General features: G+C 32.8%; 15 protein-coding genes. 7 read left to right on the top strand and 8 right to left on the bottom strand.

The window, feature by feature from the left end:
• Positions 1-2: 2 nt before the first annotated feature.
• Together AC2D8I_RS11680 and AC2D8I_RS11675 are read right to left on the bottom strand one after the other, a co-directional pair.
• Positions 3-728 carry a phosphoglycerol geranylgeranyltransferase gene (locus tag AC2D8I_RS11680; RefSeq protein WP_484706196.1) on the bottom strand — a complete coding sequence of 242 codons (726 nt, stop codon included), beginning with the start codon at positions 726-728 and terminating at the stop codon, positions 3-5.
• Positions 729-1,355 carry a 4'-phosphopantetheinyl transferase family protein gene (locus AC2D8I_RS11675; RefSeq protein ID WP_484706195.1) on the bottom strand — a complete coding sequence of 209 codons (627 nt, stop codon included), beginning with the start codon at positions 1,353-1,355 and terminating at the stop codon, positions 729-731.
• A 64-nt stretch (positions 1,356-1,419) separates the two neighbouring features.
• Here AC2D8I_RS11675 and ahcY point away from each other — a divergent pair, with 64 nt between their 5' ends.
• Positions 1,420-2,736 (top strand): adenosylhomocysteinase, encoded by a 1,317-nt coding sequence (gene ahcY, locus AC2D8I_RS11670; protein ID WP_484706194.1) that lies wholly within the window; start codon positions 1,420-1,422, stop codon positions 2,734-2,736.
• A gap of 232 nt (positions 2,737-2,968) precedes the next feature.
• Positions 2,969-3,862, top strand: a complete 894-nt coding sequence (locus AC2D8I_RS11665; RefSeq protein WP_484706193.1) for a M57 family metalloprotease — start codon at positions 2,969-2,971, stop codon at positions 3,860-3,862.
• Between the two features lie 83 nt (positions 3,863-3,945).
• Here AC2D8I_RS11665 and rpmA read toward each other — a convergent pair whose 3' ends face one another.
• From rpmA to AC2D8I_RS11650, 3 genes are all read right to left on the bottom strand, one after another.
• On the bottom strand, positions 3,946-4,206 hold the full coding sequence (rpmA, locus tag AC2D8I_RS11660) for a 50S ribosomal protein L27 (protein ID WP_295832108.1): 261 nt from the start codon (positions 4,204-4,206) through the stop codon (positions 3,946-3,948).
• Between the two features lie 27 nt (positions 4,207-4,233).
• Complete coding sequence (rplU, locus tag AC2D8I_RS11655; protein WP_484706192.1) at positions 4,234-4,725, bottom strand: 50S ribosomal protein L21; 492 nt, start codon at positions 4,723-4,725, stop codon at positions 4,234-4,236.
• 77 nt (positions 4,726-4,802) lie between these two features.
• Complete coding sequence (locus AC2D8I_RS11650; RefSeq protein ID WP_484706191.1) at positions 4,803-5,255, bottom strand: DUF4199 domain-containing protein; 453 nt, start codon at positions 5,253-5,255, stop codon at positions 4,803-4,805.
• Positions 5,256-5,454: 199 nt separating this feature from the next.
• On the opposite strand from AC2D8I_RS11650, the gene AC2D8I_RS11645 reads away from it, so the two are divergent.
• Both AC2D8I_RS11645 and AC2D8I_RS11640 read left to right on the top strand, forming a co-directional pair.
• The gene (locus AC2D8I_RS11645; protein ID WP_484706190.1) at positions 5,455-6,774 is read left to right on the top strand and encodes a M16 family metallopeptidase; all 1,320 of its coding nucleotides are present in this window, start codon (positions 5,455-5,457) and stop codon (positions 6,772-6,774) included.
• Between the two features lie 19 nt (positions 6,775-6,793).
• Positions 6,794-8,872: a M16 family metallopeptidase gene (locus AC2D8I_RS11640; RefSeq protein WP_484706189.1), complete on the top strand. Its 2,079-nt coding sequence runs from the start codon at positions 6,794-6,796 to the stop codon at positions 8,870-8,872.
• Between the two features lie 48 nt (positions 8,873-8,920).
• Here AC2D8I_RS11640 and AC2D8I_RS11635 read toward each other — a convergent pair whose 3' ends face one another.
• Positions 8,921-9,796 carry a DMT family transporter gene (locus tag AC2D8I_RS11635; protein ID WP_484706188.1) on the bottom strand — a complete coding sequence of 292 codons (876 nt, stop codon included), beginning with the start codon at positions 9,794-9,796 and terminating at the stop codon, positions 8,921-8,923.
• Positions 9,797-9,960: 164 nt separating this feature from the next.
• On the opposite strand from AC2D8I_RS11635, the gene AC2D8I_RS11630 reads away from it, so the two are divergent.
• Complete coding sequence (locus tag AC2D8I_RS11630; RefSeq protein WP_484706187.1) at positions 9,961-10,470, top strand: heavy-metal-associated domain-containing protein; 510 nt, start codon at positions 9,961-9,963, stop codon at positions 10,468-10,470.
• Positions 10,471-10,537: 67 nt separating this feature from the next.
• Here AC2D8I_RS11630 and AC2D8I_RS11625 read toward each other — a convergent pair whose 3' ends face one another.
• The gene (locus AC2D8I_RS11625) at positions 10,538-11,047 is read right to left on the bottom strand and encodes a hypothetical protein (RefSeq protein WP_484706186.1); all 510 of its coding nucleotides are present in this window, start codon (positions 11,045-11,047) and stop codon (positions 10,538-10,540) included.
• 325 nt (positions 11,048-11,372) lie between these two features.
• Here AC2D8I_RS11625 and AC2D8I_RS11620 point away from each other — a divergent pair, with 325 nt between their 5' ends.
• On the top strand, positions 11,373-12,221 hold the full coding sequence (locus tag AC2D8I_RS11620; RefSeq protein WP_484706185.1) for a mechanosensitive ion channel family protein: 849 nt from the start codon (positions 11,373-11,375) through the stop codon (positions 12,219-12,221).
• 47 nt (positions 12,222-12,268) lie between these two features.
• The gene (gene corA / locus AC2D8I_RS11615) at positions 12,269-13,342 is read left to right on the top strand and encodes a magnesium/cobalt transporter CorA (protein WP_484706184.1); all 1,074 of its coding nucleotides are present in this window, start codon (positions 12,269-12,271) and stop codon (positions 13,340-13,342) included.
• Here corA and AC2D8I_RS11610 read toward each other — a convergent pair.
• A complete protein-coding gene (locus AC2D8I_RS11610; protein WP_484706183.1) occupies positions 13,339-13,716 on the bottom strand; it encodes a hypothetical protein in 378 nt (125 codons plus the stop codon). The genes corA and AC2D8I_RS11610 overlap by 4 nt on opposite strands.
• Positions 13,717-13,726: the final 10 nt, after the last annotated feature.

Raw genomic sequence — 13,726 nt, 5'->3', positions numbered from 1 at the left:
AGCTATTCCTTTTTTAATACTTCAAAAAAAGTTTCATCTTCTTCAAAGGCTGTACCAATCACTACTAAATCTGCTCCAGCCTTATAAGCATCATTTAACTGGTGTTTGTTTCTAATACCTCCGCCAACTATCAATGGAATATTTAATTCTTTTTTCACAAAACTAATCATTTCAAGAGGAACAGGCTGCTTAGCCCCACTTCCAGCTTCCAAATAAATGGCTTGCATCCCAAGGAATTCCCCTGCTTTTGCCGTATCTATAACCTGTTGGTTATTTTTTCTAGACATTGGTTTTGTTCCTGTTACCTTCTGTACTGCTGTTTCTTTTCCGTTTTCTATTAGAATATAACCTGTAGGAATAACTTCCAAATTAGTAGCTCTCAATTTTGGAACCGCCTCAATATGTTTCCCAATTAAGTAATCTGGATTCTTACCAGACAACAGGGATAGAAACAAAATAGCATCTGCATCTTTTGAAATTTGCGTTACATCTCCTGGAAAAAGTACGATAGGCAACCTTGTTAAAGACTTCAAGTGAGACAGCAATTTTGCCGTCACTGTATCTTTTACAATACTCCCACCAACAAAAACATGAGTAATTATAGAGCATTCTACTTTATTTATGAATTTAGGCAAAGCCTTTATATCCATTTTATCTGGATCTATTAACACTGCTAGCATATGCTGCTTTCCTGATAATTCTCGTATATTTTGAAGCACTCTTCTCATTTAACTCAAAACATAAGAACAGGTAAAACCTTCGAATTCTAAAAATGCTGCATCAAACCTTTCCTTCAAACCATTATAATCAATCCAAGCGGTTGTTTTTTTATCAAGAAGTGTAAATGGGATCACTAAAAAATGGTCTTTAAACAACATGCCGCGAGTAGCGAATAATTTATAAAGCGATTCTTTAATCCCCCATATTACAGTAAGTTTACGTATATATTCTTCATCCATATTAGACAAATATTCAAATTCGTATTTAATAAATTTCCGTGCTATTATTCCAATTTTATCACGTTGTTTCTCTATATCGATACCAACTTTAGTAGCACTAACAATTATAGCCGAAAATGTAAATGAATGTGTTATAGAAATGTGTTTTCCATTTTTCAAATACGGTTTTCCATTTTCATCGTAAACTAAATCACGGTCTTCATATCCAAACTCTGCCAATAAATGTCGTACACTCAAAAACCCGCGTTGATGTAATTCACTTTTCATTCCCAAAACTCGATTTTTACTTTCTGCTTTTAAGTCCAAAGGTTTTATTAACTCATTAAAAGACTCCGTAATCTTCCAGATTTTAACAGTAGTTTGTGAGTTGGGCTGAAGGGTTTTATAAATCGGCATTTAATATTCTAATAGTTATTGGTTATCTTTGTGTTCTTAATATGAGAAGAACAAATATACAATTATGAATACAAAAACAATTGCCTACGTACCTAACAAGGTAAAAGATATGTCGCTTGCGGCTTGGGGAAGAAAAGAAATAGATTTAGCAGAAGCTGAAATGCCAGGTTTAATGAGTTTAAGACAAGAGTATAAAGACACTCAACCTTTAAAAGGAGCACGTATAGCAGGATGTTTACATATGACTATTCAAACCGCAGTTTTAATCGAAACCTTACAAGCCCTAGGAGCAGAAGTCACTTGGAGTTCTTGCAATATCTTCTCAACCCAAGATCAAGCTGCAGCTGCAATTGCCGATGCTGGAACAGCTGTATACGCATGGAAAGACATGACGGAAGAGGAGTTTGATTGGTGTATTGAACAAACATTATTTTTTGGAGAAGATCGCAAACCACTAAATATGATTTTAGATGATGGTGGAGATTTAACAAATATGGTTTTAGATAAATACCCAGAATTGGCAGCTGGAATAAATGGACTATCAGAAGAAACAACAACCGGTGTTCATAGACTTTATGAGCGTGTAAAAAATGGTACTTTACCTATGCCAGCTATTAATGTAAATGATAGCGTTACTAAATCTAAATTTGACAACAAATACGGTTGTAAAGAAAGTGCCGTAGATGCTATTCGTCGTGCTACCGACATTATGTTAGCAGGTAAACGTGTAACCGTTTGTGGTTATGGCGACGTAGGTAAAGGTACAGCAGCCTCTTTTAAAGGTGCTGGAAGTATTGTTACTGTTACAGAAATCGACCCTATTTGCGCTTTACAAGCTGCTATGGATGGTTTTGAAGTAAAACGTTTAGAAACCGTTGTTGGAAACTCTGATATTATCATTACAACCACTGGTAACAAAGACATTGTTCAAGGGCGTCATTTTGAAGCTATGAAAGACAAGACTATTGTTTGTAATATTGGTCACTTTGATAATGAAATAGATATGGCTTGGTTAAATGGTAATTTTGGAGACACCAAAGACACTATAAAACCTCAAGTTGATAAATATAATGTAAACGGAAATGACATTATTATACTTGCCGAAGGCCGCCTAGTAAATTTAGGATGTGCAACTGGGCACCCAAGTTTTGTAATGAGTAATTCTTTTACAAACCAAACGCTTGCACAAATCGAACTTTGGAATAATATCGAAAACTACAAAAACGATGTTTATATGCTCCCTAAACATTTAGATGAAAAAGTAGCAAAATTACATTTAGAAAAAATAGGAGTCGAGCTAACAAATTTACGCGAAGAACAGGCTGAATATATTGGTGTTACTGTTGAAGGACCATTCAAACCAGAACACTACAGATACTAATGTTTAACCGCAACTCTTAACATAGAGCGTTTTAAACACTTAAACATATCACTCTAAGCCCTTACAGAAATGTAAGGGCTTATTCTATTATAACAATCCTAATACCACATCACATACTAGTGAAATAACAAAAGAGACTTCGTTCCAAACGAATAGCTAGTATTCCTCTCTTTTGTAAGCATTCCTTTTTTTCACAGACTAATCGATTTAATTAACTATAAACCCCATTAAAATGACTTTTTTTACTAAATCGACGTCTAGAGCTGTAGTAGCTACATCATTATTTGCGACATCACTATTTTTGGCATCATGTTCACAAAATGAAAGCTTTGAAAACATTGAAAACAACAATAGCCATAAACAACAAATAGAAGCACGAGTAACTCCCCAAAATACTTTGTTTGGATTCCCTATTCAAAACAATCAATTTTTATTTGACACAGATGGTAATGAAATTAACGACAACTTAGTCGCTTCAGAACACCTTCAAAATTTACGAATTGGCATCCAAGAAAACATGCCTCAAGAATGGACATTTGCTATATTTAAATCTATTATTAGCTGGAATGAAATAAACCCTGAACTTGTACACTTAAACTTTGTTAACGCCACAGTAGCTTCATCTCCTAATTACCCAACAAATATCGATCTTCTTTTTACATACGAAAATGACACAGCAGCTGGAGGCAGCCCTGCCGGCGCTCGTTTTCCTGAAACAGATAGCACTATAGGTCGTATTGTTAATATAAACCCAGTCGACCACGAACAAAATGCAACTACAGACGGCGAAAGACATGGCATTATAGCACATGAAATAGGTCATACCTTAGGCTTTGAGCATACTTCAGAAAATTGTGGCTTAGGCTTCATGACGGCTAATACAGATAATATTCCTGAAAACTGGGAAGGGTTTTCAGTGGCTGAAAAAGAAAACCTTAATGATCGCTTTAAATTACTATACCTACATGATCACCAAGGTTTAGCTCCAATCCTATCTGCCTTATTTGGAAATCAAACCATTATTAAGGGACTTTACACTAGCTGCAGCAGTAATACTGGCGCAACTAATCTTGAAACCGCTAGAACACTTTTTAACAACATTGTTGTTATTACTCCTAGAGACTAAGCATAATCTTTTTAAATTCTAAACAAAAAAAGTCTTTCCAAATTTGGAAAGACTTTTTTTATTTATACTAAAAGAAATTATTTCTAAGCTTCGAAAGCTTCTATAGAAACATAAGATCTGTTATCTTTTTTCTTTGTAAATTTCACAAGACCATCAACTTTTGCGTGTAACGTATGATCTTTTCCTTGGTATACATTTTCACCAGGGTGATGTGTATTACCACGTTGTCTTAATATAATGTTTCCAGCAATAGCAGCTTGTCCACCAAAAATCTTAACACCTAAACGTTTCGATTCTGATTCTCTACCATTCTTAGAACTACCTACTCCTTTTTTATGAGCCATTGTCTTAAGGTTTTATAATGTTAATATTTAACTTAATGCTGCAATTAATTCAGCTTTTTTCATAGAAGAAATCCCCTCTACGCCTTTAGCCTTTGCTAATTCTTTTAACTGAGCTACAGTCATTTTGCTAAGGTCTTGAGTTCCCTCTTCCTTTTTAACAACTGGTTTAGTTTCAGTTTTCTTTGCTTTAGCTGCTGGTTTCACACCTGAAGCCACAATGTTTTCAATTACAATTTCAGACAAAGCTTGTCTATGACCGTTTTTTACACGGTAACCTTTTCTTCTTTTCTTTTTGAAAACGATAACTTTATCACCTTTAAGGTGCTTTAAGACTTTTGCACTTACTTGTGCTCCGCCTATAGCTGGGGCGCCTACAGTTACATTGCTACCATCTGCAATTAAAAGAACATTATCAAAAGATACTGTTTGTCCTTCTTCTGTTGCTAAACGGTTAACAAAAACTTTTTGGTCTTTCTCAACTTTAAATTGATGCCCTGCTATCTCTACGATTGCATACATAACGAAATGTTTTGTTAATTAATTTTGTTAAAAAAATGAGTGCAAATATACTGCTAATTAATTAATCTACAAACGTTTTATGCGTTTTGAGGAATATTTCTACTTTTTTTAAAGAGTTGCATCCAGGTTAGCGTTAAAACTACAGACGTTGAAAACCCCATAATGGCAACAACAAAGGTTACCATACCAACGCTAACATTATATCCGCGATCAAAGACTTCGAGTAATTTTGAAATAAATAAAACATCTATTTCTGTTGCATAAATCAAGAAAAACAATGTAAAAATTAACGTTGCTAAAAACCCTGAAACGATGCCTGCAGAAAAGCCATTTATATAACTAAATTCATTTCCTTGTTCTAGTTTACAATAACGAATCGCTTCATAAATTCCTATGCCTGTAATGATAACATTAAACAAACTAAAAATAGGATTGGTGTGCAACCCGAACAAAGCTAAGATTAAAAAGAACGCAATTAAACAGCCACTAATGATTATACCCAATCGTACTTGAACAGTTAATTTACTCATAATGAACAGGTTTAAAGATTATAAAACTAGATAAAGTTCGTAAAAAAACAAGTTAAAAACTATGAATAGATGTTAATTTTTAACATTTTCCCTAAGATAACTCATTTTCGATTATTATTTTTGTTTTGATAAGAACACGTAACTTTTCTTAAGTTTTGTAGTCTTACAAAGAAAACAGATCATAAAAAACAATCTCAAAATGAAAAAAAAATTATTCTCATTGGCTACTTTGCTATTGGTTGGACACACTGCCATAGCACAAGAAGTTAAGTTTGAAGAGTACGATTTGGATAACGGAATGCACGTTATTTTACATCAAGACAATTCTGCCCCAGTGGTTACGACCTCCGTAATGTATCATGTAGGCGCAAAGGATGAAAACCCAGAGCGTACAGGTTTCGCTCACTTTTTTGAACACCTCTTGTTTGAAGGCACCGAAAATATAGAAAGAGGAGAATGGTTTACAATTGTAACATCTAATGGAGGAAGCAATAATGCAAATACAACAGATGATAGAACGTATTACTACGAGGTATTCCCATCTAACAATGTAGAATTAGGATTATGGATGGAATCGGAACGCTTAATGCACCCCATAATCAATCAAATTGGTGTGGATACCCAAAATGAAGTTGTAAAAGAAGAAAAACGCTTACGCGTTGACAATCGACCTTATGGAAATATTTTAGCAGAAGTTAAAAAACATATATTTAAAAAGCACCCATATAAAGGAACAACCATTGGAAAAATGGAACACCTTGATGCCGCTACTCTTGAAGAGTTTCAAGCATTTAACAAAAAATACTATGTTCCCAATAATGCTGTTTTAGTAGTCGCTGGAGATATTGACGTTCCCGCGGTTAAAAAAATGATAAAAGCTTACTTTGGTCCTATTCCAAGAGGAAAAGACATTACAAGAAACTTCCCTAAAGAAGATCCTATTACCGAATTAATAGCAGCAAAAGCTTACGACACTAATATTCAAATCCCTGCGGTTATTGCGGCCTATAGAACACCTTCTTTTAAAGAACGTGATGCCTATGTATTAGACATGATTTCTAGTTATTTAAGCAATGGTAAGACCTCAAAATTATACAAGAAATTAGTAGACGACAAAAAAATGGCTCTGCAAGTAGCAGCTGTAAACTTGAGTCAAGAAGATTATGGTACTTATGCTCTTTTTGCTTTGCCTCAAGGAGATACAAGCTTAGCAGATCTTGTAAAAGAAATGGATGAAGAAGTTGCCAAAGTGCAAAACGAATTAATCTCTGAAAACGATTACCAAAAGCTTCAAAACAAATTCGAAAATCAATTTGTAAACTCAAACGCTAGTATTTCTGGCATCGCAAATTCTTTAGCACGTTATTATATGCTTTACAACGATGTAAACCTTATTAACAACGAAATAGAGATCTACAGATCTATTACTAGAGAAGAAATGCAAGCTGTTGCTAAAAAGTACTTAAACCCAAATCAGCGTCTTATTTTAGAATACTTACCTAAAAAAGACGATAACTAAAAATATTAAACACGTACAGATGAAAACAAAAATAACTGCACTAATAGCATTGTTTTTATTATCAATTTCTGCAACCGCTCAAATTGACAGATCAAAACAACCTATTCCGGGCCCAGCTCCAAAAATCACTTTGGAAAAGCCTGGTGAATTTGAACTTAAAAATGGCCTTAAGGTACTTGTAGTAGAAAACCATAAACTCCCTCGAGTATCCTATACGCTAACTATAGACAATAAACCGATTACAGAAGGTGATATTACAGGCGTTTCTAGCCTTCTTGGCGCGATGCTAGGTAATGGAACCACTACTATCTCTAAAGATAAATTTAATGAAGAAGTTGACTTTTTAGGCGCAAGACTTGGTTTTGGTCCTCAAAGTGCCTTTGCAAGTTCGTTAACTAAATATTCCGATCGCATATTACAACTAATGGCTGAAGCAGCTATAAATCCATTATTAACTGAAGAAGAATTTCAGAAGGAAAAGGATAAAGCGCTCGAGAACATAAAATCTAATGCAAAAAGTGTTGATGCTGTAGCAGGACGAGTTGGTAGAGCATTATCCTATGGAGCTAACCATGCCAGCGGGGAATTTGTTACTGAAGAAACATTGAATAAGATAACCTTGAAAGATGTTAAAACATTTTATCAACGCTACTTTTCTCCTCAAAATGCATATTTGGTTATTGTTGGCGATGTTAATTTCAAAACTGTAAAAAAACAAGTAAAGAAATATTTTCAAGATTGGAAAACACCAATCACTATTGAAACGACTGTTGTAGCCCCTAAAGCCAATGCAAAATATACTCAAATTAGCTTTGTAGATATGCCTAATGCAGTACAATCCAATGTTTCATTAACAAGTAATGTGAAATTAAAAGTTAAAGACCCTGATTATCACGCTGTTTTGATTGCCAATAAAATTTTAGGAGGAGGCTTTAATAGTTATTTAAACATGAACCTTCGTGAAGAACATGGTTATACTTATGGAGCACGCTCTAATGTTGGAACTAGTCGTTATGGCGCGTCTCGTTTTACAGCAGGAGCATCGGTAAGAAATTCGGTAACAGATAGTGCTGTTGTACAAACGCTTAAAGAAATAAACCGCATTAAAACAGAACCTGTTTCTTTAAAAGATTTAAACAATGCTAAAGCCAAATACGTTGGTGATTTTGTATTAGCTATAGAGCGTCCAGAAACTGTTGCACGCTATGCATTAAATATAAAATTAAACGATTTGCCTGAAGATTTTTACACAACATACCTTCAAAAAATTAATGATGTAACTGTAGAAGACGTAAATCGTGTCGCTAATAAGTATTTCACAGCAGAAAATGCGAGAATCATTGTTATTGGTAAAGGTAGTGAAGTATTGGAGAACCTAGAAAAAACAGGAATCCCTATTAAATACTATGATAAATATGCAAACAAAACAGAGAAACCAATCTTTTCTAAACCTATTCCAGAAGGTGTAACTGCGCAATCAGTGATTGCAAACTACATCAAAGCTATTGGAGGTGAAGAAAAATTAAAAACGATTAATTCTATCTTAATCAATGCAGATGTAACCATCCAAGGGGCGCCTTTTGCTCCAAAAGCAGTTATTAAATCTATGGCACCAAATAAAACCTCTATGGAAATGACCATTGAAGGTATGGGTACTATTATGAAACGTAAGTTTGATGGCACTACTGGTTATACTGAACAGCAAGGTCAAAAAATACCTATGACTGATAAAGAGCTAAAAAAATTGCAAGCTACTAAAGGATTATTTCCTGAGTTATATTATGAACCTGCTAACCTCTCGTTGGAAAGTATGACAGACATTGATGGAACAGATGTTTACAAAATTAAAGTTACAGAAGGAGACGAAATCTCCTATAAGTTCTACAATGCAGAAACGAGCTTATTGGTTCAAACTGAAGCTACAACAGAAGCACAAGGTCAATCTATAACTTCTATACAAAATGTATCGGATTATAAAGCTGTAAATGACGTTATGCTACCATATACTCAAAAGATAACTGCAGGCCCTCAAGTTATCACGCTTAAGTCTACAGATATTAAAATAAATGAAGCTGTAAGCGAAGAAGATTTTAAATAATCTACATTTCTATATATATAAACCCGGAGTTTAATCGCTTCGGGTTTTTTATTTCTTCTTATTTGCCAAATACACGCCAATCAAAATAACGACAGTAGCTCCAGCTTGTAACAAGCTAAAATGTTCGCCATCTAGAAGTCCCCAACCTAAAGCAACTATAGGCATAACATAAGTTACAGAAGAAGCAAAAACAGGTGTCGCTATTTGAACAAGCTTATTAAACATAACTTTGGCCAATGCCGTGCCAAAAAAAGACAGGATAACCACATAAAAAATAGCGGTTTTAAAATTCGGATTACCGTAGGTTTCCTCTGTAAAAAAACCAGTAAAAGTCAGTATCAAAAAAGCAGGAAGCATAATTGGAATAAAATTTCCTGTAGCAATCGCTAAGGGTTTAACCGCTTGCAAATAACGCTTTATAATATTTACATTTGCAGCATACATTAAGGTTGAGATAATAACAAAACTAGCATATAAATAGTTTTGATCTGGGTTTAATTCTGCTCCCTTTAAAATAAGGATAGAAGTTCCTATAAACCCAACTACAACCCCTAACATTTGTCGCTTAGTAGAACTTATTTTAAATACAGCAAGCCCCATTAAAATGGTATTTAATGGTACCAAAGAATTTAAAATAGACGCAACAGCACTATCAATTTCAGTTTCTGCTATTGCAAATAGAAATGCTGGAAAAAAAGACCCTAATATACCAGAGAGTACAATCCATTTCCATTCTTGTTTTTTAATCGTTTTTACTTTCTTATAGCCAGCTGCAAGTAAGAACGTTCCTGTAATTATAATACGTAGAGCTCCTAACTGATAGGCTGTCAAACCCAACAATGATTTTTTAATTAAAATAAACGAAGTCCCCCAAATTAATGATAACACTAAAAGGTATACCCATTTTGAATTTTTAAACCACATAACTAAAACTTATTTTTAATCCTGCAAAAATGGAATTATTAATACAATAAACAGATATAATTCTTAAATTTGTAGTCTATATTTTGATCATTACATCTTAGTCGTTTTTAATCAAGTACTATTAAAATATATGATGTAAAATAACACTAGAAAAACAACAATTTATGAAAACCATAACAAACATAGTAGTAGTCGCAATCATAGCAGTAGTCACTTTTAATTGTAAAAATGAAGCTCAGCCTGAAATAAAAACAGTAAATACTGAGGTGAAAACGGAAACCCCTGCGGTAGCAAAACTTGATCCTAATGCCAATTACGCTAAAGCAGAATTTAAAATAGAGGGAATGACTTGTGCTATGGGTTGTGCAAAAACTATTGAAAAGAAAATTGCCAAGATGGAAGGCGTTAAATCTGCAACTGTAGATTTTGACAGGCAACTGGCAATGGTAGAATATGATGATGCCATAGTAACACCAACAACATTAGAAGGAACTGTAACTAGCGTAGCAGATACTTATAAAGTAAAAGATATGAAAACTGTAGACGCATTCTCTAAAAAAGAATGTAACGCAGATTGCAAAAAGAACTGTTGTAAAAACAAAGCAGAAAGCGAAAAAAAGGCGTGCGCTAAAGATTGTAAAAAAACATGTTGCAGCAAAACTAAGCAAGCTTAATTACAACTAATTAATATACTAGAAAAAGGTTTCGTTTAATAATGTGAAACCTTTTTTATATTTATTACTACAGGTTTAAATATTCGTTTTTCAACTGTTCAAGAAAAGACAATACCTTGTCGTGTTGTGGATGCGTTTCTTTAAGACAATCCTTAATCTCTGAATCGTCTACCATAAGAATAATATACGTCTTTTTCATTTTAAACGTGTGAGCTTGCTTAAGAAGAGGATCTTTACCTTTTGATTCCCTTGAAGCATCTATAGCTATAGGAATAAGATTAACTAATTTAGTTTCGCGCTCACTTTCAAGAAATGAAAAATAGAATGTTTCGCTGTTTATCTTGAATGGGACATTATATTCAACATCTTTAAAATTCAAGCTATATTTGGTATTAACAAAATAATAGAACGCATTTACTGTCTTAGAATTCTCAAAAATGAAAGCATACCGTCTAGGAAGATTTCGTTTAAACTTTTTTGCTAATTTAACTTTATTCCCCTCTATTTTAGGGGCAATTTTTACAGGAAAGCAATTATAAAATAAAAAGAATAGGTTAATAATTAGTAGTTTTCTCATGGGCTGGTTTTTATAACTTTATCAAAAACTATACCAAATCAAGGTTAATATAGTGTCTTATAGTATTACTAAAAGGAACACTTTTAAGCTTTTCCTATTATCATTTTTTTATAGCTTATTATCTTTTTAAACTAGATATCAAAAGTATATTACTACTTAGTTAAATAAAAATATTGACTTATTAATCCATCAACCACTCTTAAATACAGCCTTAAAACTGGCTTTTCTAGACTTTTAAAACTTAATTAGGAATCTTTTTATTTATATTATTATCTTTATAATAGCGCTTACACAACAATATGCTATATAAAAACGATACGGTTCTATGGATAAAGAAATGATTTACTATGTTTTATTAGTAATAATAACCCTAATTGTTGCTCGTGTTTTATCGTTAATAATAAAAAAGCTCCTTAATAAATATATTAAAAAATATGCCTCACGAATAAAAACAGATCCGACACATTTTTCGTTTATTAAAAACTCTGTAGGCTTTTTAATCTACACACTTGCGATTATATTTATATTCTTTAAAATCCCTTTTCTAAAGGATTTTGGAAAGGGTCTTTTTGCTGGCGCAGGTATCTTTGCTGTTATCGTTGGATTTGCCTCTCAAAGTGCTTTTTCTAATATTATAAGTGGTCTTTTTATCTTAATTTTTAAACCTATAAAAATAAGCGACTCCATTGAATTTAAGGATGGTTTAAAAGGCGTAGTAGAAGAGATTACGCTAAGGCATATTCTAATTCGAGATTTTGAAAACAAGAGAATTGTAATTCCTAATAGCGTGATTAGTAATGAAACTATTATTAACAGCAACATTAAAGATTCAAAAATTAGAAAACATCTTATATTCTCTATTAGTTATGATTCTGATATTGATAAAGCGATGCATATAATACAAGATGAAGCTCAAAAGCATCCTTTATTAATAGACAATCGTACCAAAGAAGATCTTGATAAAAATATCCCATTAGTCATTGTGCGTGTTGTAGCGCTTGCTGATTTTTCTATTAATATTAAGGCCTATTTATGGGCTGCAAATTTATCAGATGGCTTTATTCTTAACAGTGATCTTTTAAGGTCTATAAAATTACGCTTTGACAAAGAAAATATTGAAATCCCATTCCCCTATAGAACGATTGTCTACAAGAATCCACCCCTTGAAAAATAACCCCAAACAAACCATAACATAGCCTACAAGACAAACAATTAAGATTGATGGCTAGATATATTAGTAAAAAACAGAAAGATATCGGAACATCGCCTTACGACATCTCATACAAAGGCAAACATAAATCAGAGAAAACCATTCTTAGAGTTGTAGATTTCGATGCTAAAAAGCTAGAAGAAGTAAGACTCTTTAACGTTAAAGATGTAGAAAATTTTATTAACAAAAAATCTGTAACATGGCTTAATATAGATGGTCTTAATGATATGGATGTAATTAACTCCATAGGCGAAATATTTGATTTAAATGCATTGATTTTAGCCGATATTTTAAACACTCAAAACCGTCCAATAGTTAAAGAGTACGATAATTGCCTCTACGCCTCTATTAAAATGCTGAAATACAATGAGAAGAAAAATATAATCTCTTCAGAAAATTTAAGTTTTATACTTACGCCATCTGTCGTTATTTCATTTCAAGAAGTTCTGGGTGATGTTTTTGAACCTTTAAGAGAACGAATACGCTCTCAAAACATTAAAAGAAGGAAAGTAAGAACTAGAAATACTGATTATTTATTATTCGCTTTATTAGACATTGTGATAGATCATTATTCATACACAATTAGTCTACTGGGCGAAAAAATAGAAAATTTAGAGGAAAACTTAATCAATAACCTTCAAGAAGAAACTATAGGAAAAATTAAATATTTTAAGCAAGAGTTAAATTTTATTAGAAAAAACATTAAACCTGGAAAAGAAATGGTTGTTAACTTGTCAAAAATAGACTCAGATTTTATTGGAGAAGAGTTAGAATTACATTACAAAGAATTAATAGATAACATTAGTAATGCGAGTGATGCTTCAGATAGTTATAGGGATATTCTATCTGATCAATTAAATATATACCATATGACCATTAGTGGGAAATTAAACGATACGATGAAGTTCCTTACGATCTTTTCTGTCATTTTTATTCCATTAACTTTTTTTGCAGGCATTTATGGAATGAATTTTGAACATATGCCCGAATTAAAATGGGAATATGGTTATTGGGCCGTTTGGGGAATAATGCTTATTATGACAGTATTGATGTTAATTTATTTTAAAATAAAAAAATGGTTTTAAAGCGCTTGTAAAAACAAAAAACCAAACCCAATACTTATTAAAGGCAAAGCTAAAACCCAATAAATATTATATACTGGTGTTTTCTTCTTATTGAACTTCGTGTTTAGAATTTTACGAGTTTTACCTCCATACTTAATCCAATTCTTAGCATAAATCGCCACAGAGATCATTACAAAGAGTATTTTGGCCTTTTCTGCGGATACAGACTCAAAGTGCATTTGACTAAAGAAAGCTGCAAAAAAACACCCTAAAAAAAACATTAAGGCTATTTGAAGCAGCGAAGTGTATAACAATGCTATTGTATTTGCCTTTTTTTTAAAACGTGGCTTGTAAAATAAGAATATGGTAAAGAATAATTTATCGAAAATGGTCATAGTTTAGAAA

Source organism: Lacinutrix sp. YIN62 (genome assembly GCF_057219185.1).
This window is presented reverse-complemented; position numbering and strand designations above follow the sequence as displayed.